Origin of the sequence: Paenibacillus antarcticus, assembly GCF_001637225.1 — a bacterium.
Lineage (GTDB): Bacteria > Bacillota > Bacilli > Paenibacillales > Paenibacillaceae > Paenibacillus_AQ > Paenibacillus_AQ antarcticus.
This window is the reverse complement of the sequence record NZ_LVJI01000030.1, coordinates 25,581-50,359: the sequence shown is the minus strand read 5'-3', so window position 1 is coordinate 50,359 and position 24,779 is coordinate 25,581. Positions and strand designations below refer to the sequence as shown.

The window sequence follows — 24,779 nt, the reverse complement described above, 5'->3', positions numbered from 1 at the left end:
TTAATTTTAATTTTGTAATCGTAATAAAAATAACTCTAATCCAAGTACCTTTTCTATTCTCCCCGTCTTCATCTGGAAATCTAAATCCGCAAGCCTATTCAATATTTGTCTAAGATCCCCTGATTTGAACTTTCTAGCTTGCTCACCCGCTATTTTAACAGCATATGGATGAAGACTAAGCTGTGATGCAATTTGTTGCTGTGAATAACTTTGACTAGCCAATTCCTTCACCTGTAAAATAATTCGAAACTGTCTTGTGATGAGCGCCGCTATCTTAATTGGTTCTTCGCGTTGTTTAAGAAGCTCATAGAATATACCCAGCGCTTGTTCTAATCGCAGATTAGCAATATTCTCAACTAGTGCAAAGACATTCTGTTCCGTACTGCGGGCTACTAACTGCTCCACGGTATCGAGATCAATCGTCCCACCCTCTCCAGCATATAAACAAAGCTTATCCAGTTCTGCTGTTAATGTCTGAAGTTGTGTTCCTGCGTTTCTAATGAGTGCCTCAGCTGTCCCTTGTGCTAATACGCAGCCTCTCTGCTTCGTCTCCTTAGTCACCCAGCCTAGTAATTCCTCTCCCCCTAATGGAGCGAACGCAAGAACAACCCCAGCAGCTTTCAGCGCCTTAACTACTTTCTTCCGTTCATCTAACTTCTCATGATATACGAGAAATATAAGGATGCTGTATTCAGCAGGATTCTTCATATATTCCAATAGCGCTTCAATACGATGTTCAATCTTACCGCCCTCTTTACCTGCTGTGAAAACAGAGGCATCTCGGACAAAGATTAATTTTCGTGGCACCATAAAAGGTACTGTCTCTGCTTCCTCAATGACAACTTGAAGTGGTGTATCCGCCAGATCATAGTTCACAATGGCAAAATCACGATCTTCCTTTTGAAGCAATTGCTCCTCTAACAAGGTAGTAAACTTTTTTATTTGATACTTCTCCAATCCGTATAGCAGATACACAGGAGAAACATCTCCATGTTTGATAGCTTTCGTTGCTGTTTTGATATCCACGGTATCTCCCTCTCTTTTACTTCTACGCATAACCCCTTGAATGCTCTTTAATGATTCTACCAAAAAAATGACTTTCAAACCATAACAAAGGAACCTCGAGCTTTCACTCAAGGTTCCTTATGTCCCAGCACATCTATATAAACACCGACAACAGAAAGCTCTAGAAACTTCCCTGCCAGTGGCCATAACGATTAGGGCTTCCTTATTTATATTGATGGCTGAATATCTAAGTGTTACTGCGACTGTACCGTAATATAACATATTCTTATGCTTCATGAACGGTGCGTTTATTTCGCAAAATATTTTATGGAGCTACAACTGCTGCCGCATCATTAGGATAAGTGTAACTAGACACTTTACCTTCTTGAGATAACTGATACGTAAACACTTTACTATCCGCAGACCATTCCCCCGACACCCAAGTACCATTTAATTCAATACTTTGAATTATGGAGTTTTTTATTTCCATTTCTAAGGGTAATTGATATATAACCAGTTTCTGATCTTCCAATGTCGCTTGCACTTTCCCATCCGGTGATTCCCATGACTGAGTTGCATCCAAACCAAATGCTCTTATTTGCGTCATAAGGCTATCTTGAGATGGAATTGGTGGGTCAACGGTTACTGCCTTCGGCGCATCACTAATACTCGTATCTTTGGGGACAACTTCATTCATACTGCTGGAAGCTAGCCCTTGAACTGGCTCTACCGTCCTGGATTTATCTTGGGCACTAGATTTATCTTGGGCACTAGATTTATCCGCAACATCCTTAGATGGTTTCGGCGGATCCTCTTTGGTTAGCTTCGGTGTATCCGCTACTTTCGTAGAACTTGGATCCGAACTCTTAGTCCCAGCGGATGTGTCTGATGCTTTATCCTGTTCTGAAGGAACGCTTCCTTCATTTCCTACCGTTGGGTCTGGAGCAATGGGTTCCTTATTCAGGCTATCTACTGAATCAGAACTAAGACCATCCTGCTGAGTCGTACCAGAAGTAGCCACTGAAATATCTGCATTATTAGTAGCAGCATTATTATCGACAGTCTTCTGCTCGGCAGAGGCGACCTTATCGGAGACCTTAGCAACGGGTTGTTGCATCTCAGCATCTTCAATTTCTTGTGGAGAATAACCATAAATAGCTACGCCTAGTATGCCCATAGCTGCGACAGCGCCAATCACAGTTCTTGCTGCCGTACCTGTGAACAATCGTCTCTTAGGGACAATTACAGGAGACACAGGAACCATTTCATCAGACGAACGCTCTTTCGAAGCACACTTCTCAAGCCGTGCACGATCCAAAGCATCAAGTTGGGGCATAATAGCATCGACCAAGCTGTATTTCGGATTGACAAGAGGAAGTTCTGCAAGCTCATGAGACAGTGATTTAAGCATACGGAAAGATTCCGCACATTCTGGACAACGGGCAATATGTTCCATCATCCGAGTCGTATTTTCTTCATTTAGATCGTTATCCAAATAACGGTGCATCCATTCAATCACCTCTGGACATTTCATCCTGATACACCTCCTTTCTGATACTCTTGAAGCATACTCTGTAATTGCTGTCTTGCCCTGAATAGATATGATTTAACCGTATTTAGTGGAAGATTCAAACAATCAGCAATTTCGTTGTAGGAGAAATCTTGTATATACCTTAATACAATAACGGTTCTATGATGTTCTGGCAGTTGATTGATTGCTTCCTGAATATCCTCTGCCATGTAAGATGACAATACTAATTGTTCTACATCCTGTTTATCTGGAAAAACAAACTCATGTTCATCCATAGACACCGTTGGTTTATTACGACGAAATTTATCTATACATATATTAGTCACAATCCGTTGTACCCATGTCTTAAACTTCGCTTTTTCCTCATAAGAGTCAATTCGAGTATAAATACGGATTAATGATTCCTGAGCAGCATCCAGTGCGTCTTGTTCGTTATTCAAGATATAATAGGCCGTCCGATATACATGTTGTTCAATATCTCGTAATAGGGTAATTAGAGCGTCGCGATCGCCCGATTGAGCCGCTCTAATGAGTCCGAGCTCTACCACAAAGGATCCCCCTCTCCCTGCAATCTTACTGACGTGTAAGACCAGCAAATTGTTGCAATTTGTAATCATTTTTTTATAATAATTTTCAAAAGATTATGTATCTAAAATACATGTCATCTAATCACAAAAAACTCAACCCCCATAACAAGTGGAGATTGATCATGAAAGTTAACTATAAATAGTCAGGTTATAAGACTCTCTATGGAAATCTTACAAGAGTATGAGATGAAGTTCAAGCCCCCACATGACCTATTTAAGTTTATTCCTAACCCATACCTTTTTATGATGAAGTTTCATTTGAATCTCTCCTTGCTGGTCCGTTCGAAATATACTTAAGCCTTGATTTAAGATCCGATCAACCACATCAGAATTAGGATGACCATAGGAATTATTAACACCTACAGAGATAACTGCTGTTGTAGCATTCAAATTGGCAAGCCACTCTTTAGAAGAAGATGTCTTACTGCCGTGGTGAGCAATCTTTATTATATCTATACCCTGAATTTGGAATATCGAATTTGTTGCGTCCTCTAAGATTTCATTCTCGCTCGCTTCATCCATATCTCCAGTTAATAATACGCGCACACCATTCATTTCGAGTGTAAACACTAAAGAAGAATGATTCTGGTCCTTTATGATAGGCAATTCTATTTGTTCATCTTGTGTCATTTCTGGAGATAAGAATATCATACTCGTAAATGGATCTGGATGCATCTCCATCGATTGATGCACAGCATAAATGGGAACTTTTTTCACGAGAGCCGTTAATAACAATTTTTCGAGCGTCGACGTACCCGTTAATGTCCCATTAAATAAAATGGCCTTCACAGGGATCTGATCTAGTACTGCTTGTAATCCACCAATATGATCCTGATCTCCATGCGTAAGAATAACAGCATCTAGCTGATGAATACCTCTTTTTTTCAACAAGGGCACAAGCACTTTAGTTCCTACTTCAAAGGGTTCTTTTCGAGCCTTCCATGAGTCGGACTGTTTGCTGAAATTTAATGTTCCACCGCCATCCACAAGAATATTTTTCCCTTCAGGCGTTGTAATTAGAATACTGTCACCTTGACCAACATCTAGGAATTGTACCAGTCCCGCTCCCTTCAGAGACAGAGGTTGATATCCCACATACAGTAAGACAATAAATGAGAGTATCAGTGGAGCCACGATGTACTGTTTCCAAGTTAACTTATTCCCTCGCTCTTGTAGCTGTTGCATATGATGTACGCCTACGCCTTCTAAAGGAATCGTATCGTCAACAGATATTGGAAGTGGTTGAACATGATGTACCCATAATTTCCCCAACCTCAGTAGGACATACAACAAAATATAGTAACAACAAATCCAAACAATAGAGGGTGAACGCCATATCGTTATAAACGCTGGATGAATATTCATCCATTCGACCAACGTAAAGCTCATATTATCGAGCCATTCCACAACCCATGCCACATATCTGCCAGCAGGCATCCAGATCGACCCTAGTGCTAATGAAACCATTCCAAGTGGCATCACTATTGCGGAAATGAGTGGGACAAGTATCAGGTTAGCTACAACAGATAGCATCGAGAACTGGTTAAAATAATATATCGTTAACGGAAAAGAAGTAAACTGAGCTATAACCGTTACACCTAACGCACCCGCTAATTTACGAGGCACTCTACTGAGCAAAGGCATCGCCAAAGGTACATATATAATCAAACCTAACGTAACGATAAACGATAGTTGAAAGCTTACATTTATTAATAAATAAGGATTCCACACCAACATCAAGAGTGCAGCCGCACTAATAATATGAAGTCCATCTTTCAGTAATCCTCGTCTTGCTGCATAAAGAGTAATCATACTCATTATACCAGACCGAACAACTGAAGGGCTGAATCCCGTAAGAAGTACATAAGCAGGCACTAGTAAAATAATGATTGTGAGTATCTTCTCACGTGAAAGTCTAAACAACGATAACAGGATCATTAAGCAGGCCACATATACAGCAACATGGGTACCCGATACAGCTAGTATATGTGTTAAACCAAGTTGAGAGAATTGATTATATGTTACTGGGTCTACATCATCTTGCATTCCTATAATCAGACCTTTCATAAACCCAGCATGAGGCTCTTGAAACAATGCATCTAGCTTCGATGCAAGCTTTGCTCTTAACGCATCATTCACTCGAAAAAGTGTTGATATACTCCATGAAGTTGGAGATTGCACCACTGTGTTTTGTAATCCTTTTACCTTCACAATCCAGTGTATTTCTTTCGTACGCAAATACTTTCGATAGTCGAAACCATCAAAATTGCGCGCAGGTGCAGGGATCTCTAGGGTACCGCTTAGTTTTATTTCATCACCACGCTGCCATTCTAGTGCCTTTTGTTGTTGCTCCTTCGTTAAAAGTTTCACTTGCACCAGTACGGTCTCCAATATTTCAGATGAATTTATTCCAGACAACTTCACGTTCATATCCGCTCGATCCCCATCCACTTCCACGGATGAGATAATTACACCCTCTACATCGACTGGCATGCCAGTAAGGATAGATATGTCCTGCTTCACAGCTTGAGGTACCATTGACACATTAGAATGATCATGCCACTCCCAGTATCCACCTGATACCGTGAGTGCAAGCCATACTATAACTATCATTCCCACTCTTACTTTAAATAGAATCATAGATATTAGAAGTGCAACCGAAGCAATAGCCCATATCCAACCTAATGTAAAGCCCGAATATAGACATGCAGCACTACTTCCAGCAATCCAACATAAGGTAAATAACAACAGGGGTCTATCTTGCATCTCTCATCACATTCCTTTCTTAGACAAATAAAAACACCTCTTCTGCGGCTATACTCGCAAAAGAGGTGTTTCCTCTATTCAATACTCACAATATATAATTTATATATAAATCTAGTTCGAAACCGTTGTTAATGTATCTTTAGGCGGTTCATACGATTGAAGCTTGCGAAAAACAATCCCTTTACTATTCATCATCTGAGTTACCTTGTCCGTATCTTTAGGATAGGATCTGTGAAATACAATCTCAACAATACCACTGTTAGCCAACATATTCGCACATGTCCAACAAGGTTCATCCGTTACATACACTGTACTACCTTCTCGATCAATACGGTCTGTAAAAAGTAATAAGTTCTGTTCAGCATGGATGGTACGAATGCAACGTTGCTTCTTTATCATCTGTTGTTCCCCATCAATATGGACCAGAGACACTTCCTCAGAGATCATACAACCTGCTTCTGAACAATCTGGCATCCCCATCGGAGCTCCATTATAAGCTGTTCCGAGTAGTTTCTTACCTTGAACTAGTACCGCTCCTACATGTCGACGAGAACAACGAGAACGAGTAGATACCATATATGCAATGTCCATGAAATATGTATCCCAGTCTTTACGTGTATCTGTCATTTCATTCTCCCCCTCTGTATTCCTTTATTGTATATTATAATCTACAATTCGACATAAGGGGCAATTTTCGCCATCATTTTCGTTCCGATCCCTTTTACATCATTAAGATCTGATATTTTCCGAAAAGGTCCATTCTGATTACGATAGTCTACTATAGCCTGAGCCTTTTTCTCTCCAATACCCGGAAGCTCCATTAATTCTTTAATTCCGCCGGTGTTCACATTTATTTTGTGAATATTTGCAGCATCTGACGTAGTAGCCGTTGGTGACGTCTGCTCATTCGTCTTCACTTGATCCACCTTCTGCGCGACAGTCGACGTCCCTAATTTATTATCCAAGGGGGGAGAATTAACACTATTCTCATTGACTGTGATTTCAGTTAACTTCGAATCAGCCGCTGAGCCTACTACATTGCTCGTGGATACTTCTTGAACCCCCTGCTTCTCGTTAGAAGACGTTTCCTCTCCTAATGCTTGCGCCACTTGTAAGTTTAAAGGCTCCCAACCCTCAATATTTCCTCTTTCCCCAATACCAGATAATAGAATTCCTCCACTACCTAATAAGGCAACCATAATACCTATTGCTTTACGTTTCATCTCACTACACCCCTATCACATTGGAATGGAAAGAAATTTCAATATTTCGAATACATCATCTTAAGACAAATAAATAAAATTACTTGTTCTAATCTGTAAATTCGTCATGAGGTAAAGGTTCTAATGCATATGTTAAGAAGAAGGGTTATGTCATTACCGTAATTATGAAAGGAGGGAATGCCACATGAGGATAGGACTTATTGGAACCGGTAGTATGGGAAGCCTCTTAATAGATTCCTTCATATATTTTGGGGCAATAACGCCTCAGCAGCTATTTATAAGTAATCGATCAAAGGAAAAACTCCATTTACTCACCGAACGCCATGAAGGTTTAAATGTATCTCTTAACAATATCGACACCGTAAGAAGCTGCGATATTCTATTCATCTGTGTTAAGCCTCTTCAATTTGCCACTTTGATACAAGAAATTAAAGATCACGTTCAATCAGATCAACTTCTCGTTTCTATTACTAGTCCTGTACAAATACATCATTTGGAGAATAATCTATCTTGTAAGATTGCCAAAATCATTCCAAGCGTAACTCATAAGGTTGGAAGTGGCGCCTCATTAGTTATGTATGGTAGCCGAATCCAAAAGGAAGATCAGCAAATTCTGCACGACCTGCTCTCTTTCATCAGCAAACCGATAGAAATAAAAGAAACGCAGGCTCGCATTAATTCTGATTTCACTAGCTGCGGGCCTGCGTTTATGAGTTTCTTCTTAATAAAATGGATCGATGCTGCTGTGGAGATGACAGGCATTTCCCGTGAGGAAATCACCTGTCTCGCAAGTGAGATGATGCTTGGTACAGGCAACTTATTAACCCAAGGTGGGCTAACACCTCTTCAACTTCAAGACCTGGTAGCCGTACCTGGAGGTATTACTGCACAAGCTTTATCCCAATTAAACCACAGTTTAGATGGCGTATTTCATAATCTAATTACTACGACCCACAACAAATATATTGAAGATGTTGAGAAACTAGATGAATTATTAGGTGATATTAGCTAACAACAATGTTAACCAATTTTCCTGGGACAGCAATGACTTTACGGATGGTTTTACCTGCAATGGCTTGCTCCACACTTGGAAGAGCTAAACTATGCGCTTGCATGTCCTCTTGATTCGTTTCTTTTGAAATCAAGGTACGCTGTACAATTTTACCATTCACTTGCACGACAATCTCGATCTCTGAATCCACAGTCCACGACTCGTCATATGTTGGCCATTGTTCATACGTGATACTGTCTTCATGTCCAAGGCGCTGCCACAACTCCTCGGAAATGTGCGGTGCCATTGGGGACAGAAGTTGCGCAAAGTCCTCTAGAGCACGACGTGGCAACTCATCTGTCTTGTAAGCTTCATTAACAAAGATCATCAACTGACTAATCGCTGTATTAAATCGTAAGTTATCCAAATCTTCGGTTACTTTCTTGATGCTCTTATGCCACACTCGTTTAAATTCATCACTGCCTTCACCATCGACAATTTTACTATTTAGATTACCTTCATCATTGACGAATAGACGCCATACACGAGAAAGGAACCGATGGCTTCCTTCTACTCCGCTAATATTCCATGGTTTAGTAGCTTCTAATGGACCCATAAACATTTCATAGATTCGAAGGGTATCCGCGCCATGGCTTTCAACGATTTCATCTGGGTTAACGACATTCCCACGGGATTTACTCATCTTCTCGTTATTAGTACCTAGAATCATTCCTTGGTTTACAAGTTTATGGAATGGTTCTTTCGTATCAACAATCCCTAGATCATACAGAACCTTATGCCAGAAACGTGCATACAACAAGTGAAGTACTGCATGCTCTGCTCCACCGATATAAAGGTCTACTGGAAGCCACTGTTGCTGCTTCTCCTTGGAACATAGCTCTTTATCATTGTGTGGATCAATAAAGCGTAGGTAATACCAGCAACTTCCTGCCCACTGAGGCATCGTATTCGTCTCACGACGAGCCTTCATTCCAGTCTCAGGATCAATCGTTTCCACCCACTCAAGAACGTTAGCAAGTGGTGATTCCCCTGTACCTGATGGCTTGATTTGATCCACATCTGGTAGGACAAGTGGTAATTGATCCACAGGAACAGTCTTCATCGTTCCATCTTCTAGATGAAGGATGGGAATCGGCTCTCCCCAATATCTCTGACGGCTAAATAACCAGTCACGCAGACGATATGTGATTTTACCTTGACCCTTGCCACTCTCTTCTAGCCAAGCGATCATTTTCGCAATAGCCTCTACATTCTGTAAACCATTAAGCCATTCAGAGTTAACATGATCTCCGTCTCCGCTGTAAGCCTCTTCCTCAATATTACCGCCTTTAACCACTTCTATAATTTCTAGTCCGAACTGTTTGGCAAATTCCCAGTCACGACTATCATGACCTGGAACAGCCATAATCGCTCCTGTTCCATATCCAGCAAGAACATAATCTGCAATCCAAATTGGCATCGTAGCGCCATTCACTGGATTAACCGCATAAGCCCCTGTGAAGACACCCGTTTTGTCTTTAGCCAAATCTGTACGTTCTAGATCACTTTTGTGTGAAGCTTGAACCTTATAAGCCTCTACAGCTGCCTTTTGCTCTTCTGTCGTGATACGAGCGACTAACTCTTGCTCCGGAGCTAGGACACAGTAACTTGCACCGAACAACGTATCTGGTCTCGTTGTGAATACCACAAGTTGATCCTCGTGACCTTGAATTTCAAATTTCACTTCAGCGCCTTTGGATTTACCAATCCAGTTACGTTGCATATCTTTAATACCTTCAGACCAATCTAGTTCTTCTAGGTCATCCAACAAACGATCCGCATACTCTGTAATTTTCAGCATCCATTGTCTCATCGGTTTACGAACGACAGGATGATTTCCGCGCTCACTCAACCCATTAATAACTTCTTCATTCGCAAGTACTGTACCCAATGCTTCACACCAATTGACTGGCACTTCAGCGACATAAGCAAGTCCCTTATTATACAATTGGATAAAGATCCATTGCGTCCATTTGTAATATTCAGGGTCCGTCGTGCTAATCTCTCTATCCCAGTCATATGAGAAACCAAGAGATTTGATCTGACGGCGGAAATTATTAATATTCTGAACTGTAAATCCCTTTGGATGTTCTCCTGTATCTATAGCATGTTGCTCTGCTGGTAGACCGAAAGCATCCCAACCCATAGGATGAAGAACATTATAACCACGCATCCGTTTATAACGCGATACGATATCTGTCGCTGTATAACCTTCAGGATGCCCTACATGAAGACCTGCTCCCGATGGGTATGGAAACATATCCAAAGCGTAGAACTTAGGCTTCGCTGGATCTTCCCCTGTTTTAAAAGTATTATGCTCATCCCAATATTGTTGCCATTTCGGTTCAATGGCTTGTGCCTGATAACCCTGGCCTTGTGGCTGTTGTTCGCTCATGACTTGTGTTCCCCCTTCGCAACTGTGCGCGATATAATATGTAGCGTATTTACTCATCAAAAAAACCTCTTCATCCGTAGCGTATGATCGCTAGGGACGAGAGGTTAGATTCCCGTGGTACCACCCTAGTTAGCGGAATACATGCTTTGTCTTCCACTCACTTTGAACCCTTAACGCGGGCAAGACGATGATACTTTATATATAGAAATCTGACGACCTAAATTGCAGCGTCTTTGACTTTTCCATATTCATATCATGACTCCGAGGTAAGTTCGTTTCGGTCTATCAACCGGCTTACAGCAACCGCCGGCTCTCTGAGTGAAGTCTCGAAATTATTACTCCTCATCAACGTTTAAAATATGCATTTTGATGAACCATATTATACAGAAACAAGGAGGATAAGTCAACCAGAGACCCGATTCCATATGATGAATTCTTCAGCTAATTGCGACCGGGCATAACCATCATTTTGTATAATTTATTAACAAGAAACAAACACTACTATCTGTCTTTCCAAACCAATCTAAGGGAGCGTGTTCATATGCGTGAAGGAATAATTCCTGCTGTTCTTGGAACTGTCGTATCCGCATCGGGTGCTGCACTGCTTGGTAGCAAGTATAAACTTGCCGCGTATGGCGTATTAGGCTTTGGTCTAGCACACATCATTCTTGGAAGTATCGACCTTGTAGAACATCGTTGAGAACTGGAAATACAATAGGAGCATATGATTATATCCTATATGCCATGCCTAAACCCAGTACAAATAAGCCTTGGATCAAAGGATCCAAGGCTTATTTAAGCATTCATTATTGTGGATTCGTTGTCCATAGCCCAGCTGTTTTCACAAACACACGCTGTGGAAGTCTCAATGTTGCTAGTGCTAACTCAGCTACATCTTCAGGTTGCATCATACGATCTTCATCACCTATTTTCAAGCCAGCATTCTTAGCTAAATCCGTGTTGACTGTACTTGGTGTCAAAGCCATAACTCGAATGTTGAATTTGCGAACTTCCTGCAACACAGATTCAGTCAGGCCCAATACCGCAAACTTAGAAGCACAATAAGCGGAGCCCGTTGCAAATCCTTTTTCTCCTGCAGTTGATGCGATATTGATGATATTTCCACTATTTTGCTCTATCATTGTAGGAAGTACTGCACGAGTAACGTAATAAGTACCCATCAAGTTAACCTGGATCATTTTTTCCCACACATCAGAATCCATATCCACTAATGTTCCGAACTCTGCGAACCCAGCATTATTGATCAGAATATCAATGGAACCCAATTGCTCTTTCAATACCTCTACAGCGTGGTCGACTTCACTCTTCACAGAAACATCTGCTGTCGCAATACTAACTTTGACACCATAAGCTTCCGTTAGTGTGTTACGAAGCACTTCCAAATCTGAAGTTGTTCTAGCGATCAGACCCAAATTCACACCTTCCTTAGCAAGTGAAGTTGCTATAGCTAGGCCGATCCCTTTTCCTGCACCCGTAATGATAGCTGTGCTATTCTTAAATTCCATTTGATCCACTCCTATACGTTAATTTTATTCGTCACTTCTAAAAACTCACTACTCAAGTATACGCCAAATATGATGTAGTCATCAAAAAAATGAAGCCCTGAATATCACAGGGCTTCATAAAGATACAACTATTTGATTGCCACATAAAAGAGCCGCTGCGCATCCTCATCTGCTTCGGTCCATTCAAAATCCGCATAAATTTTGATATCACGGAATCCAGCTTTTACGAGTTCCACCTTCATCCACTCAGGATCGTACGCACGCTGAACATGAATCTCTTCGAAACGTCGGTACTGATCTCCACCTTGTTCATCACGGACAAAAATGCTTAAATGATGCTCAATCTCACAACGTTCCTGATCTAGATCACATGTCCAAATATAAGAAACAGAACGTTCATCCAGCACAAACGGCTGTTCTTCATCATAACGTTTCATCGTATTGGGATGGTGTACATCAAAGAGGAACGTTCCTCCTGGCTTTAAGCCCTCATATGTTCGCGCGAACATAGATATAACATCCGATTCTTCAACGAGATAATTAATACAGTCACAAAAAGATATCACAGAATCCACCGGTTCTGGCAATTCCCACGCTGTCATATCTTGTTGAACCCACCGTATACTTCCTTCGCGTTGAAAACGACTACCCTGCGGCGTTCCATCCATCTTGCCGCGGGCAACAGACAACATATCCGATGAAAGATCAATACCTGTCACTTCAAATCCAGAGTTCACTAGTGGTATGGTAATGCTACCCGTCCCACAACCCAGCTCAGCTACAGTATGAGGCATCCCATGTTTCTCCCAAGCCGTTCGGGCGAAACGTATCCAGTCAGGGTATGGCATATCCTCCATTAATTCATCATAGACATATGCAAATTTCCGGTAGGATGACATAATGACACCTCACTCTCTTTCGAATACCATGATTCAGTATAGGATTAAGACTGTACCTCTTCATTTGGAGTAGACTCCGGATTCACGAGATACGTCCAATTTTCTTTTTGCGTAATCAAGCCTTCTTTAAGCAACTTACCAATTGCTCGTTTAAATGCTGATTTACTAATGCCAAATCGTTCTTTGATAATATCTGGCGGTGTAGCATCAGAATAAGGCATTCCTCCACCTGGACGTTCCTTGAGGAATACCAATAAGTTCTCAGCATCCAGATCACGTCCAACCTCCTTCAGAGGGACCATGGAAAGATTGACTCTTCCATCTTCACGAATATGGCTAATACGTACCTTCACTTCTTCGCCAAGACGAAGCATGCGCGTGCGTTCCGTAGAATGAATGAGTCCAATAACCCCGAATCCAACCACGCCACCATCGACAAGCACGAACGTGCCCATCTGAAGTGATTTATACACGGTTGCGTCCATCCATTGGTTCATCCAAGAGGAAGGTGCCGCAAAGGTTAACGTTTCCAGCTCATACTCTCCAGCTAACTTAGCAAGCAATCTTCCCTGTTTATCGTGCTCCATGGTGACAAATACAGAATCACCTACACGTGGGTGCAACTCATTAAGTTCAGGTAATTCACGTATAGGAAGCAACAACTGACGACCAAGTCCCATTTCGAGGAAACAACCGAGGCGTGGATTAATATCTGCCACAACCAACTTAGCTAGTCCATCAAGTGTCAAATACGGTTTCTTCATTGTTGCAGCTAAGCGGCCTTCTGTATCAAAAAATATAAATACTTCTAATATGTCGCCAGGCTTTATTTCTTCTGTAATTTCCGTGTAATGAAGTAACACATCGAAATCATCTCCATATAGAAAAAAACCATATGGAGACACCTCACGGGCCACTTCTAGTGAAACAACTGTACCCGCAACTAAGCTCATACTAATTCCATTACCTTAGCATCAGACCATAATTTCTCAAGATTATAGAATTCACGTTCATCGCGGTGGAATACATGAACAATAACGTCTCCCAAATCCATCAATACCCAACGAGCGGAATTCATTCCTTCGATTCCACGAATGTTAGTACCTGCTTCCATAGCCGACTTACGAATTTCGGAAGCAATAGCTTGAACTTGTACATCAGAGTTACCATGACAAATAACAAAATAATCAGCAACCAAAGATACCCCTCTTAAATCCAGTGCAACGATGTCCATTGCCTTTCTATCTTGCGCGCCAGTTACCGCTAAATCCAACAATTTCTCAGGTCCAATAAACTTTTGACTCATGAATTCGCCCCCATTTGCTTTATCAAATCATTACGTGCTAATACCGTTAACGGGTATATTATTTGCCTACGTGACACTAGTAAACTGATTGTAGAATCCAACCCAGCTACTAGGCCTCCCTCTAGACTATGGTTGGCTAGTTCCCGAATATTATTCACACCAGGATAGTCTCTTCCCGGCTCAATATAATCAGCTAGACATACCACCTTGTCAAGTCTAGTCATACCAACCCTACCAGCTGTGTGATAGCGAATGGCATCCAAAATTTCAATGTCTTCAATTCCATATTCATGACTTGCTACAAAAGCACCTACTTCAGCATGCCAAAGTTGCTTGTTGTATAACAAGAGATCATCAGATAACTGATTGTCCGAGAGAACCGTTCTTAACGTCTCTATCGGCCAGTATTTAGCTACATCATGTAAAATTGCTGCTAAATCTGCTTTCACAGGATCTGCGCCATATTGTTCTGCAAGCTTTACTGCCGTATCCATTACACCTTGGGTGTGCTGCCAACGTTGTTCCGGCATCTGACTTGATACGACTTTAATAAGTTCATCACGGCTGAATTTCATATAACCCGCTCCTTATTATATATTCATACACTCGTTCAGGCACCATATAACGGATGGAATGCCCCATTTCTGCTTTTTCTCTTATCTCAGAAGAGGAAATATCCACAAGTGGCATGTCAGCCAGTAGCACTTTATGTTGTAAATAGGACGGAAGTGTAAGCAGATCTAAAGGTGAACCTGGACGACCCACCCCAATAAACGTTAGCATCTCGGATAAATCCTCAATTCGATCCCATTTAGGTAAATAGTTAACCATATCTGCTCCAATGATGAAATAGAAGGCAACTGATGGGTAGATCTCTTGAAGTTCTTCGATGGTGTCTATGGTGTAGGAAACGCCACCTCTTCTCACCTCTATATCCAGCGTTCTAAAAGAAGGATGGTCCTTAATCGCTTCGGTTACCATCATTAAGCGTTGTTCACCCGTCGCTCCAGCCTTCTCTTTATGAGGAGGAATATGACTTGGCATAAACCAGACCTCATCTAACTGATAAGAATCTCTAGCCGATTCCGCTGCAAGCAAGTGTCCGATATGAAGTGGATCAAAGGTCCCACCCATGATACCTATCTTCATGCTGAATCCTCCCCAACTTAAGGCAGTTGAATTTGTTTATTATCTTTTGATTCTTTATACAGTACAACCACTTTTCCGATAACTTGAACTAATTCCGCACCAGATTGTTTAGCTAATTCTGCTCCGATTTCATTTTTATCTTCAAGGCAAGTGTTAAGAACTGTAACTTTCATAAGTTCTCTCTTCTCAATAGCTTCTACGATATGACGAATCAAATGATCATTCGTTCCATTCTTACCTACTTGGAATACAGGATCCAAATGATGTGCTTGTGAACGTAAAAAACGTTTCTGTTTGCCGGTTAACATGTAATATTCAAGCTCCTTCAATTCAAATAATTAATATTTTGGTGGCTTAACATAATCTAGTGTTTGAAAACAGTCTGTAGATGAGCGCTACGGTGACGGATTGTACTTTCGATCGCTGTTACCATCAGATTTCTTGATCATATACCGCTTATAGCGGTAGAAATCCGATGGTAAAGGCGAGCGCTCACGCTTCTGCAGTACAATTCCGTCACCTTCGCTAATTTCTGTCATTACACATTTTTTTCAAGTACTAGTTAGATTTAGAGCCTATTGTTTACTTAGTTCTGAAGACTCTTCAAGACCGCAGTCCGCATCATCTCAATTGGTGCAGGCTTCCCCGTCCAATATTCAAGGGCATATGCACCTTGATTGACAAACATGCCAAGACCACCATGTATGGTACATCCTCTTTCATGGCTCTTCTTCAGAAATTCAGTCGTTAGCGGGTTATAAATCAAATCGCTAACGATGATTCCAGGTGGAATCAATTCTGGATCGATAGCCGTATGAGACGTGTTAGGATGCATCCCTATAGACGTTGTATTAATTACAACATCCATGTCAGCCAGAATATCAGACACTTTGTCTATGGTGATCGCTGAGATGTTCACCACTGATTTCCATTCCTCTGCCATTTGGATAGCTTTGTCCTCAGTCCGATTTGCGATTACAAGGGTCTTCGGGTCTTCTTGAGCAAGTGCAGAGATGATGCCGCGAGCGGCTCCACCCGCTCCTAAGACCATAATTGACTTCCCACGCAAATCAACATGAGTCTCATCCTTCAACGAACGGACGTAACCAATCCCATCCGTGTTATATCCGGTGAGAATACCATTCTCATTCACAATGGTATTCACTGCACCAATCCGAACGGCGGAGTCGTCTATTTGATCTAGATATTTCATTACATCTACTTTATGCGGAATAGTCACATTAATCCCTCTGAATCCAAGCTCTTTGAACTTTGAGATCGCACTACCCAGATCCTCAGGACTAACGTGCAGGGGGAAATACTCCCCTTCGATACCAAGCGCTTCTAAAGCAGCGTTATGCATGACAGGGGATTTAGAATGAGCGATAGGATCTCCGATCACCGCGAGAAGCATCCTCTTGTTCTGTTCTGAAGATAATTCACTCCATAACATATTCTTATTTCACCCGCTTTCTGTTGATTCGTCTATATCAAAGAAGGCCTAGTTAGAACTTTCACACCACGTGGTACATGGATTGCTATTAAAGCGCCTTGATCACTATTGATTTTGATCCAACCTAAACCTGAGATAAACACATCTGAACGAGTACCCTTTTTAAGACTAAATTCGTGTCTTGTCCATTCGGGAAGCTTCGCTAAATTAGCTTGGTTAGGGGGAGTCAGCATCACTCCTGCATGGTCTGCATATAGTGAGTCCGCACGTTCTAACTTCGTACGGTGAATCACAATCTGCGGGCTAAGGAAGCATGTAAATGATTGGCGTTCACCTTGTATGAAGTCAAATCGAGCCATAGCACCAAAGAATAAGGTCTGACCTTCATTCAACTGGTAAACCATTGGTTTAAGCGGATTTTCAGGCATCGTTGCTCCGAGATCTTCACGGCTCACGAGCTCACTGAAACGCCAAGGGTATACGATACCCGGTGTATCAATAATAAAACGTCCATCATCAAGTGGTATATTAACCATATCTAGCGTAGTACCTGGATAACGAGAAGTCGTTAGTTCTTGTTCAAGGTCACTGTAATCGCGGATGAGACGATTCACTAAAGTTGATTTACCTACATTGGTTGCACCAACAACATACACATCTCGATCTCCACGGTAAGTAGCTATCGTCTCAAGCAAGCGCTCAAATCCTTGGTTCTTCTTGGCACTAACTAGCACGATTTCTTCCGTTTTAAGACCTTCTTCTTTGCTTTGTTGTTGAACCCAGTTCTTAATTTTGTTCCAGTTCGTCACTTTCGGAAGAAGGTCAATCTTGTTTACCACAAGGATAACAGGATTATTCCCCACGAAACGTTGTAATCCAGAGATCATACTACCCTGGAAATCGAACAGATCAACAATATGAATAACAAGTGCATTCTTATTGCCAATTTGGCTTAACAGTTTCAAGAATTCGTCTTGATCCACCGTAACGGACGATGATTCATTGTAATTCTTAATACGGAAACAGCGCTGACAAATAATCTGCTCTTGTTCTAGCGCTTTGGGTGGTACGTAACCCGGTAGATCTGATTGCTCGGTTTGTAGTGTAATACCACAGCCGCTACAGTTCATGGCTTCTTGCTCGCCAATAGATTCTTTCATTCTTTATGTTCCTCCTCGAGCCATAATCCTTTTTTTCGAAGACTCTTAAGCGCAATGCGCTCCACTCTCCGATTGATTCTTGTTCCCCATCCTTCGTCCTGAACCGAGATGGGTAGTACTAATACTGTAAGTAACCCAAGCCGATTACCACCTAATACATCAGTCAGCATTTGGTCGCCTACCATAATCGTCTCTGTATTTGAAAGTCCCATCATCTTCATTGCCTTATTAAACGACTTAAGAGAAGGTTTACGGGCTTCGTGTACATATTGAATGTCCAATGGAGTAGCAAAATCCGATACTCGCTTTAGATGATTGTTGGATACAATGATCAATTGAAATCCATTCTTTTTCACCAATTCAAACCAAGCGATCAATTCCGGATGGGCAAGCGGTGCTTTGGCACCTACAAGCGTATTGTCCAAATCCGTAATAATCCCTCGGTATCCCTGTGCATATAGATCTTCCAAATCGATATCAAATACTGTATTCACCCGTACTTTAGGCAGCAACATTTCAAACAAGTCAAGTCACCTCAGTTTCATACGACAAACTATACCATAATATCATGAGTTATTACAAAAGAAACCGCCCCTTTTGCATAAGCAAAAAGGACGAGGCTATGACTACCTTTTATTTTTAGCTCTTAAAGAGACTTTTAGCTGTTCTCCAACCTTCTGTACCACACGCCATTCATCACTCGCAATTGTTTCAGGACTATACCGTGCTTTCTCGAAAATTTGTAGAAGAGCACTTAAGGTTGGCTCTAGATTTGGGGCACTCTCCTGCCACTTCATAACGGCTTCACGTAATGTCTCATGCTTCTCACGTGTCATGCCCTGTTTATGCACATATCTTAAGCAACGTTCAGTCTCAATAACCACTTTCTCAGCTGGAGATAGTTTTTTTCTCATCCGTAGTCGACGTATTAAGAAATGTAAAGAATCACCCGAGCGCCACCCTATATAACCCAGCCATAAGAGTAGCACCGTAATTACTGTGATAACTCCCCCTTTGATCCAAGGCGATTTCAATCCCCAGTAAGTCGAGTTAACTCCTTCTTTATCGTCTCCCTCTTCACTATTCAGCTGATCCGTTTCCGTCTCATCCACACTCTCGCTTCCAGTATAAAGAGGCATAGTAAACCCTGGTGTTGCTTCGATTGGAATCCAACCATATGGCCCGAAATAAACTTCCACCCATGAATGCGCATCAGCATTAGTCACCCTGTATGAATCTGGATCCATCTGCTCTGGTCGCATCATACGGAACTCATCCATTTGTGGCTGGCTTCCTGGAGCATACCCCTTGACCCAACGAGCTGGAATGCCAAGAGATCTTGACATCATGGCCATTGAGGTTGAGAAGTAATTACAATAACCTTCACGAATCTCAAATAAAAAACTATCCACGAAATCATCACTTTTTTTGAGAGATAGATTTGGTGTGTTCGTATATTCATAGTTCGTTTGTAGATATGTTTGTAATAAAGTTATCTTTTCATACGGAGTTACAGCTGATTCTGTCAAATCCTTAGCAAGTTCTTTAACTCGTTTTGGGAAACCATCAGGTATTTGCAAATAATCCTTTTCATTAGAATCCCCATACAAATCTTCGAAGGATTTCTTTCTTAATTCTTCTACTGGAACAATGGGAACTTCCGAAGTGATCGAATACGTTTCTGGATATTGTGATGGGTTACTCTCACTATTCCAATGAAGTTCTGCTTGTGAATCCTTCCACTGAATTCCGCGCATATCCTTCTCGCCGTCTAGCGTCTGCACAGAGGTAATCGCATATGCACCAAATAGTACTGGAAACTCGTTACTATCTTGGAACTTCATCGTCTGTTGAACTTTCTCCGTCTGTAACATAGTTTCAGTAGCTTGTTTCAGCTCTTCCTCAACGACAACATCTTCAAACTTATTTGGCTCTTTGGATTCATTTTCCCAGCCTGTTCCCGAATAGATGCTTCTTGTTTCTCCACGCCAATAATTTCGTTTAGGAGAATGAACCGTCATTACCAAAGAATAGTCGAATTCAAATGCGCCACCTAGCTCATTATCTTCAACACTGTAACCTGACACGGATGGTTGTACATCTAACACTCCAACCTCTGGTTGTTTTTCCCTTTCCCCTACAGACTCATTTCTCCCTGTCCATGCAGAATAGGGGTCCTGTAATATCGGGGAAATCTTAGGCATGTTGACGCCCAGTAGAAAGATTACTGAGAAAATCAGTACAATATGAGCGATCATTTCGAATGGGTATTCAAGCAGATTTCTCCAACCTTCAGGGTATTTCCTTTTGAATCCTTGAAAGTGATGACTTACCAACCATCCCATCATAGCAAGTACCATCCATGCAGCTTCATCCCAAAGAATCATGGAAGAGAAGGAATCAAGTATAGCGATTGCAACAATATTAAGTCCCATGAACACAAGGATCCGCTTTTGAGTCATTATAAACTTAGCAAGAAACAGACAAATTAACGCTGCACCAAATGCAAACCAGATATAGGGGTGAAACCTGCTGATATAATAATCAAACCCTTCACCAATCGGCTTGTAAACATCGTATTCAATCAGGGTATATCGAAGCACTAAGAGAATGATCCCACATTCGAGAAGAATCCGGTAAATCCTCTTAACCGGTAGCAAGACCTCAATCAACACTACTATAATGAGGGTTCTACCTACTAATGAAGTGGTTTCTTTGAACCAAAACGGTTCAGTGTAAGTCAGCCACTGCTGTGCAACGATCCATATCCAAAGAAAGGAAACCGAGGTTAACCAATCATATTTGAGGAAATATTTACGGTTGGTCATGCGTATCCCCTTCCTATTGCGTTAGGTAGATCTTCTAGTGCAGAAACAGCGCACCCATGGATACCGCGTCGTCTTAATGCAGAGACCCAATCTTTCGATAAATCACCCTTTGAATTAAGAATATGCAGGTGTGTGGGACTCATCCCACGAATATCCGCCCAACGTATTAACTCCAGCACAGATGGACCGCTACTAGGGCTCACTAGAATGAAATAAGCGCCTTGCGGAAAGAGGCGAGATGCCGATTCAAGCTTTGGAAGTAGTTGGCCTACACCATCAGCATCCATATCAATGAGGTGATGTAACATCTTCTGCCGCTCAAGTACGCTTTCTGTTGACGCTATCACATTCGTTCTACTTCCAAGAGTACACAACCCAATTCCAAATCGTTCACGGTTCCTATATTCCAGTAGAGAAGATACCACAGAAATGGCAAGCTCAAACTGCGCCTCTGAACTGTAATGTGTTGCTATCGCATCCAGAATGACCATCGTTTTGGGAACAGATTCATGTTCAAACTCTTTGGATTTCCAAGCCCCCGTTCTCGCAGTCGCATTCCAATGAATTCTCGTTAAGCGGTCCCCGTATACATAATCACGTACACCGTTGATCTGTGTCGTTTCCCTGCGAGAAGAAGATAGTGCTGTCTGAGGCCCAACGAGACGAGAATTACGATCGAATAACTGCCAATATGGAATAAAAACTGTACGTGGCATAACTCGAAATTGCCCTGGAGCATGAATGGTTCCTTTATTCTCCAGTAATCCAAAGATATCCTCACTCACGCAGTCTGTATCCTTGAAATGGTATCTACCTCGTTCCAATGGTGGCGTCCTAAATACTAGCTGTGCTTGCCCACGAAAACTAGGTATCACACTCTCTTCAAAAGACCATGATTGACCATTATGTTTGCTTAGTACTTCTCGAAGAATAATATAGGGAAATGGAAGATACCCAGGAATATTAACGTTAAGCTTAACATTCATCTGCTCACCTGCATGTAGCAGATCAAATTGTTCATTAACCAATGTAAGTTGTCGCTTGCCCACTGCTCTACTCATTCCACTATATCCGCCTAACAGTAAGTAACCCACAAGTATGCTACACATCGCGAATAGCATGGAAGAAGTCTTGCCACCTTGAAACAATAAATATAATAGACTGATTCCCCATACAATAAGGACCACTTGCACTCTAGGCCTGCGTAGTCCCCTTCCAATGGACTTGAAGATAGAACTCATCCTTTATCGCCCATCATCATGGTCACAGGTACATTGACCCCTTGGATAATGCCATTTAGAACAGATTCGACATGTATACTTTCAAGACGTGATTCTGAGCGAAGTAAAATTCGGTGGGATAAGATGTAAGGGGCTAGCTTCTTAACATCATCCGGGAGTACGTAATCTCTTTCTTGTAGAAACGCATACGCTTTACATGCCATCATAAAAGCTAATGATGCTCTTGGACTAGCACCTAAAAGAACAGCCTGGTGATCACGTGTTCTTCGAATTAATTCAAGCATATAGTCAACAATCACTTCATTTATATGTATATTTCGAATTTCTTGCTGAATCATAGCGATGTGCTCCATATGGGTGACGGGTTCCAAGCGATCTACTGGTTGCCCTATTTGATGATTCAACAATAATTGTTTCTCTGTAGATGCATCTGGATATCCGAGATTAATCTTCATCATGAACCGGTCAAGCTGAGCTTCTGGAAGCGTGTATGTCCCTTCGAAATCAATCGGATTCTGAGTCGCAATTAACATAAAGGGGTGTGGGAGATCATGTGTCTCTCCATCCACCGTAACATTCCTCTCTTCCATCACTTCAAGTAGAGCTGATTGAGATTTAGTCGTAGCACGATTAATTTCATCCACTAACAATATATTGGTCATCACTGGACCGGGACGAAAATAAAATTGTTGGTCTCGTGGGTGAAATATAGATACACCCGTAATATCACTTGGTAAAATATCAGGATTACATTGAATACGACGATAATTACCACTAATGGATTTCGCAAGCGCCTTTACCAGCTGAGTCTTACCTGTACCTGGGACATCTTCAATAAGAACATGACCACCAGCAAGAAGTGAAGTTAGCAACAATTCTATCTCCATGGATTTCCCTAATATGCATGATTCTAGATTAGAACGAAGCGCTGAAATGATTTGGATGGACTCTTTACGAATGGGCATAAGCTATAAACCCTCCTGTTATTTTACATTTATTACATTGTACATGATGAATAGTTCTAAGTATATTGGGCATAATCCCTAAATTGGACGTATTTTTTTATGCAAAATAAAAGTGTTCATTGATAAGTGACAAGTTATTCGTGATAATTGATACTTCCAATCACCAACACAGAACTAAAGGAAATGAATAGCTGGAAATAGAAAAATGAGCGTCTTTCGAAAGAACTCGAAGACACCCACAAAACAACTCATATGTTAGTTCGAAATTAAAAGAGATACAGCAATATGATTATCAACAAAATAAACAACACATAAATCACAATGCGTTTTTTCAACGTCAAATTCATGATATGTGCTCCTTTCTTTTGCCTAATACGGTGCATTCACCCATTGCATGTTATTCCATTCTAACGAAAATGGTGCAGGTCGTTTCTGTTATAGACAATCTATAAGACAAAGTTCATACTTAATACGATGAAAAACATCGTCATAACATAACTAAAAAGGAGTTTTCTTTCAATGAATCAAAAGACGATCGATTTGTTCCGCCACCTTACAGAGTTTCCAGCTGCATCAGGATTTGAACGAGAATTGCGGGCATGGGTTAAAGATGCCATGTCATCATATACGGAAGAGTTTGTACAAGATAGATTAGGAAGTCTCTTTGGTGTTCTTCGCGGAGATGAGAACGGCCCTAAAGTGATGGTAGCAGGACATTTTGACGAGGTAGGGTTTATTGTAACCGGGATTACGCCAGCTGGTATGATTCGTTTCCAACCCCTTGGAGGTTGGTGGAGCCAAGCTGTACTTTCACAACGTCTTCAGATTATGACTGACAACGGCCCTATTATCGGTGTAGTAGGATCCACTCCACCGCATCTTCTAGATGAAGCACTACGTAGTAAACCCGTTGACATCAAATCGATGTATCTAGATATTGGTGCAGATGATCAAGCAGAGGCAGAATCTTTCGGTATTCATCCAGGACAACAAATCGTCCCTATCTGCGATTTCACGCCACTTGCCAACCCTAAGAAAATCATGGCAAAAGCATGGGATAACCGCTATGGTGTAGGTCTTGCTATTGAATGTTTAGAAGCGCTCCACAAAGAGAAACTTCCGAATACGTTATACATCGGTGCAACTGTCCAAGAAGAACTCGGATTACGAGGCGCTCGCACGTCAGCAAATCTGATCCAACCTGATATTTTCTTTGCTCTAGATGCTAGTGCAGCCAATGATATGACAGGTGACAAACAATCCTTCGGACATATCGGAAATGGTGCATTACTACGGATTTTCGATCCTTCTATGCTTACACATCGCGGACTTGTCGAGTATGTACAAGATACGGCAGATACGCACAAGATTAAATATCAATACTTTGTCTCACCAGGAGGCACAGATGCTGGTCAAGTACATCTTAGTGGCATCGGTGTTCCTTCAACAGTCATTGGAATCTGTTCCCGCTACATTCACACATCATCTTCCATCATACATACAGATGATTATGAAGCGGCTAAAGAATTACTGATCACCTTGGTGAAAGGTTTAGATCGTACGACGTTGAATACAATTATTGAGCGGAGTTAGTTAGCTATTATGCTTTAGATCACACAAAAAATCCGTCGAAAGCCTAGAGCTTTCGGCGGATTTTTTTCAATGAAATTGGATTTATCATTATATTATTGATT

General features: G+C 41.5%; 24 protein-coding genes and 1 other annotated feature. Of the genes, 3 read left to right on the top strand and 21 right to left on the bottom strand.

Annotation, left to right across the window (positions count from 1 at the left end):
• Positions 1–6: 6 nt before the first annotated feature.
• The 6 genes from holA to PBAT_RS18880 form a co-directional block, all read right to left on the bottom strand.
• On the bottom strand, positions 7–1,026 hold the full coding sequence (holA, locus tag PBAT_RS18905; protein ID WP_068651838.1) for a DNA polymerase III subunit delta: 1,020 nt from the start codon (positions 1,024–1,026) through the stop codon (positions 7–9).
• A 304-nt stretch (positions 1,027–1,330) separates the two neighbouring features.
• Positions 1,331–2,539: an anti-sigma factor family protein gene (locus PBAT_RS18900; RefSeq protein ID WP_068651837.1), complete on the bottom strand. Its 1,209-nt coding sequence runs from the start codon at positions 2,537–2,539 to the stop codon at positions 1,331–1,333.
• Positions 2,536–3,084 (bottom strand): RNA polymerase sigma factor, encoded by a 549-nt coding sequence (locus PBAT_RS18895; RefSeq protein WP_068537742.1) that lies wholly within the window; start codon positions 3,082–3,084, stop codon positions 2,536–2,538. Before PBAT_RS18895 ends, PBAT_RS18900 begins: the two co-directional genes overlap by 4 nt.
• 249 nt (positions 3,085–3,333) lie before the next feature.
• Positions 3,334–5,889: a DNA internalization-related competence protein ComEC/Rec2 gene (locus tag PBAT_RS18890; protein WP_084403262.1), complete on the bottom strand. Its 2,556-nt coding sequence runs from the start codon at positions 5,887–5,889 to the stop codon at positions 3,334–3,336.
• A 111-nt stretch (positions 5,890–6,000) separates the two neighbouring features.
• Complete coding sequence (locus PBAT_RS18885; RefSeq protein WP_068651836.1) at positions 6,001–6,516, bottom strand: deoxycytidylate deaminase; 516 nt, start codon at positions 6,514–6,516, stop codon at positions 6,001–6,003.
• A gap of 41 nt (positions 6,517–6,557) precedes the next feature.
• Positions 6,558–7,112: a ComEA family DNA-binding protein gene (locus PBAT_RS18880; protein WP_068651835.1), complete on the bottom strand. Its 555-nt coding sequence runs from the start codon at positions 7,110–7,112 to the stop codon at positions 6,558–6,560.
• A 184-nt stretch (positions 7,113–7,296) separates the two neighbouring features.
• On the opposite strand from PBAT_RS18880, the gene comER reads away from it, so the two are divergent.
• Positions 7,297–8,124, top strand: a complete 828-nt coding sequence (gene comER, locus PBAT_RS18875; RefSeq protein WP_068651833.1) for a late competence protein ComER — start codon at positions 7,297–7,299, stop codon at positions 8,122–8,124.
• Here the strand turns inward: comER and leuS are convergent.
• Positions 8,117–10,558, bottom strand: a complete 2,442-nt coding sequence (leuS, locus tag PBAT_RS18870; protein ID WP_068651831.1) for a leucine--tRNA ligase — start codon at positions 10,556–10,558, stop codon at positions 8,117–8,119. The two genes, comER and leuS, sit on opposite strands and share 8 nt — an antisense overlap.
• A gap of 89 nt (positions 10,559–10,647) precedes the next feature.
• Positions 10,648–10,916: a binding site (T-box leader), on the bottom strand.
• A gap of 183 nt (positions 10,917–11,099) precedes the next feature.
• On the opposite strand from leuS, the gene PBAT_RS18865 reads away from it, so the two are divergent.
• A complete protein-coding gene (locus PBAT_RS18865) occupies positions 11,100–11,258 on the top strand; it encodes an asparagine synthase (RefSeq protein WP_068537747.1) in 159 nt (52 codons plus the stop codon).
• A gap of 106 nt (positions 11,259–11,364) precedes the next feature.
• On the opposite strand, the gene PBAT_RS18860 is transcribed toward PBAT_RS18865, so the two are convergent.
• The 14 genes from PBAT_RS18860 to PBAT_RS18800 all read right to left on the bottom strand — a co-directional run bounded on the left by PBAT_RS18860 (position 11,365) and on the right by PBAT_RS18800 (position 23,085).
• Positions 11,365–12,084 carry a 3-ketoacyl-ACP reductase gene (locus tag PBAT_RS18860; protein ID WP_068651829.1) on the bottom strand — a complete coding sequence of 240 codons (720 nt, stop codon included), beginning with the start codon at positions 12,082–12,084 and terminating at the stop codon, positions 11,365–11,367.
• Positions 12,085–12,212: 128 nt separating this feature from the next.
• Positions 12,213–12,983: a class I SAM-dependent DNA methyltransferase gene (locus PBAT_RS18855; protein WP_068651827.1), complete on the bottom strand. Its 771-nt coding sequence runs from the start codon at positions 12,981–12,983 to the stop codon at positions 12,213–12,215.
• A gap of 44 nt (positions 12,984–13,027) precedes the next feature.
• A complete protein-coding gene (locus PBAT_RS18850) occupies positions 13,028–13,936 on the bottom strand; it encodes a CvfB family protein (protein ID WP_068651825.1) in 909 nt (302 codons plus the stop codon).
• On the bottom strand, positions 13,933–14,289 hold the full coding sequence (rsfS, locus tag PBAT_RS18845; protein WP_068651823.1) for a ribosome silencing factor: 357 nt from the start codon (positions 14,287–14,289) through the stop codon (positions 13,933–13,935). Before rsfS ends, PBAT_RS18850 begins: the two co-directional genes overlap by 4 nt.
• Positions 14,286–14,864, bottom strand: a complete 579-nt coding sequence (gene yqeK / locus PBAT_RS18840; RefSeq protein WP_068587726.1) for a bis(5'-nucleosyl)-tetraphosphatase (symmetrical) YqeK — start codon at positions 14,862–14,864, stop codon at positions 14,286–14,288. The genes rsfS and yqeK overlap by 4 nt, the downstream gene beginning before the upstream one ends.
• Positions 14,848–15,438 carry a nicotinate-nucleotide adenylyltransferase gene (locus PBAT_RS18835; protein WP_068651821.1) on the bottom strand — a complete coding sequence of 197 codons (591 nt, stop codon included), beginning with the start codon at positions 15,436–15,438 and terminating at the stop codon, positions 14,848–14,850. The genes yqeK and PBAT_RS18835 overlap by 17 nt, the downstream gene beginning before the upstream one ends.
• Positions 15,439–15,455: 17 nt before the next feature.
• On the bottom strand, positions 15,456–15,746 hold the full coding sequence (yhbY, locus tag PBAT_RS18830) for a ribosome assembly RNA-binding protein YhbY (RefSeq protein WP_068651819.1): 291 nt from the start codon (positions 15,744–15,746) through the stop codon (positions 15,456–15,458).
• A gap of 87 nt (positions 15,747–15,833) precedes the next feature.
• Positions 15,834–15,977 carry a hypothetical protein gene (locus tag PBAT_RS25335; protein WP_157091328.1) on the bottom strand — a complete coding sequence of 48 codons (144 nt, stop codon included), beginning with the start codon at positions 15,975–15,977 and terminating at the stop codon, positions 15,834–15,836.
• Positions 15,978–16,024: 47 nt separating this feature from the next.
• Complete coding sequence (gene aroE / locus PBAT_RS18825; protein ID WP_068651817.1) at positions 16,025–16,891, bottom strand: shikimate dehydrogenase; 867 nt, start codon at positions 16,889–16,891, stop codon at positions 16,025–16,027.
• A 32-nt stretch (positions 16,892–16,923) separates the two neighbouring features.
• Positions 16,924–18,051: a ribosome biogenesis GTPase YqeH gene (gene yqeH / locus PBAT_RS18820; RefSeq protein WP_068651815.1), complete on the bottom strand. Its 1,128-nt coding sequence runs from the start codon at positions 18,049–18,051 to the stop codon at positions 16,924–16,926.
• The gene (locus PBAT_RS18815) at positions 18,048–18,575 is read right to left on the bottom strand and encodes a YqeG family HAD IIIA-type phosphatase (protein ID WP_068651813.1); all 528 of its coding nucleotides are present in this window, start codon (positions 18,573–18,575) and stop codon (positions 18,048–18,050) included. Before PBAT_RS18815 ends, yqeH begins: the two co-directional genes overlap by 4 nt.
• A 102-nt stretch (positions 18,576–18,677) precedes the next feature.
• Entirely contained in the window at positions 18,678–20,879 is a 2,202-nt protein-coding gene (locus PBAT_RS18810) for a transglutaminase TgpA family protein (RefSeq protein WP_068651811.1), read from the bottom strand.
• The gene (locus PBAT_RS18805; protein ID WP_246168281.1) at positions 20,876–22,120 is read right to left on the bottom strand and encodes a DUF58 domain-containing protein; all 1,245 of its coding nucleotides are present in this window, start codon (positions 22,118–22,120) and stop codon (positions 20,876–20,878) included. Before PBAT_RS18805 ends, PBAT_RS18810 begins: the two co-directional genes overlap by 4 nt.
• Positions 22,117–23,085 (bottom strand): AAA family ATPase, encoded by a 969-nt coding sequence (locus PBAT_RS18800; RefSeq protein ID WP_068651809.1) that lies wholly within the window; start codon positions 23,083–23,085, stop codon positions 22,117–22,119. The genes PBAT_RS18805 and PBAT_RS18800 overlap by 4 nt, the downstream gene beginning before the upstream one ends.
• Before the next feature lie 519 nt (positions 23,086–23,604).
• On the opposite strand from PBAT_RS18800, the gene PBAT_RS18795 reads away from it, so the two are divergent.
• Complete coding sequence (locus PBAT_RS18795) at positions 23,605–24,678, top strand: M42 family metallopeptidase (RefSeq protein WP_068651807.1); 1,074 nt, start codon at positions 23,605–23,607, stop codon at positions 24,676–24,678.
• Positions 24,679–24,779 lie beyond the last annotated feature (101 nt).

Coding starts and splice junctions, on each gene's coding strand:
- PBAT_RS18855 (WP_068651827.1), bottom strand. CDS start 12,983: ATGTCATCCTACCGGAAATTTGCATATGTCTATGATGAATTAATGGAG.
- PBAT_RS18810 (WP_068651811.1), bottom strand. CDS start 20,879: ATGACCAACCGTAAATATTTCCTCAAATATGATTGGTTAACCTCGGTT.
- PBAT_RS25335 (WP_157091328.1), bottom strand. CDS start 15,977: ATGACAGAAATTAGCGAAGGTGACGGAATTGTACTGCAGAAGCGTGAG.
- leuS (WP_068651831.1), bottom strand. CDS start 10,558: ATGAGCGAACAACAGCCACAAGGCCAGGGTTATCAGGCACAAGCCATT.
- yqeH (WP_068651815.1), bottom strand. CDS start 18,051: ATGAAAGAATCTATTGGCGAGCAAGAAGCCATGAACTGTAGCGGCTGT.
- rsfS (WP_068651823.1), bottom strand. CDS start 14,289: ATGAGTCAAAAGTTTATTGGACCTGAGAAATTGTTGGATTTAGCGGTA.
- yhbY (WP_068651819.1), bottom strand. CDS start 15,746: ATGTTAACCGGCAAACAGAAACGTTTTTTACGTTCACAAGCACATCAT.
- PBAT_RS18885 (WP_068651836.1), bottom strand. CDS start 6,516: ATGACAGATACACGTAAAGACTGGGATACATATTTCATGGACATTGCA.
- PBAT_RS18805 (WP_246168281.1), bottom strand. CDS start 22,120: ATGAGTTCTATCTTCAAGTCCATTGGAAGGGGACTACGCAGGCCTAGA.
- PBAT_RS18890 (WP_084403262.1), bottom strand. CDS start 5,889: ATGCAAGATAGACCCCTGTTGTTATTTACCTTATGTTGGATTGCTGGA.
- PBAT_RS18850 (WP_068651825.1), bottom strand. CDS start 13,936: ATGAGCTTAGTTGCGGGTACAGTTGTTTCACTAGAAGTGGCCCGTGAG.
- PBAT_RS18795 (WP_068651807.1), top strand. CDS start 23,605: ATGAATCAAAAGACGATCGATTTGTTCCGCCACCTTACAGAGTTTCCA.
- yqeK (WP_068587726.1), bottom strand. CDS start 14,864: ATGAAATTCAGCCGTGATGAACTTATTAAAGTCGTATCAAGTCAGATG.
- PBAT_RS18835 (WP_068651821.1), bottom strand. CDS start 15,438: ATGAAGATAGGTATCATGGGTGGGACCTTTGATCCACTTCATATCGGA.
- comER (WP_068651833.1), top strand. CDS start 7,297: ATGAGGATAGGACTTATTGGAACCGGTAGTATGGGAAGCCTCTTAATA.
- PBAT_RS18860 (WP_068651829.1), bottom strand. CDS start 12,084: ATGGAATTTAAGAATAGCACAGCTATCATTACGGGTGCAGGAAAAGGG.
- PBAT_RS18800 (WP_068651809.1), bottom strand. CDS start 23,085: ATGCCCATTCGTAAAGAGTCCATCCAAATCATTTCAGCGCTTCGTTCT.
- PBAT_RS18880 (WP_068651835.1), bottom strand. CDS start 7,112: ATGAAACGTAAAGCAATAGGTATTATGGTTGCCTTATTAGGTAGTGGA.
- aroE (WP_068651817.1), bottom strand. CDS start 16,891: ATGTTATGGAGTGAATTATCTTCAGAACAGAACAAGAGGATGCTTCTC.
- PBAT_RS18865 (WP_068537747.1), top strand. CDS start 11,100: ATGCGTGAAGGAATAATTCCTGCTGTTCTTGGAACTGTCGTATCCGCA.
- PBAT_RS18900 (WP_068651837.1), bottom strand. CDS start 2,539: ATGAAATGTCCAGAGGTGATTGAATGGATGCACCGTTATTTGGATAAC.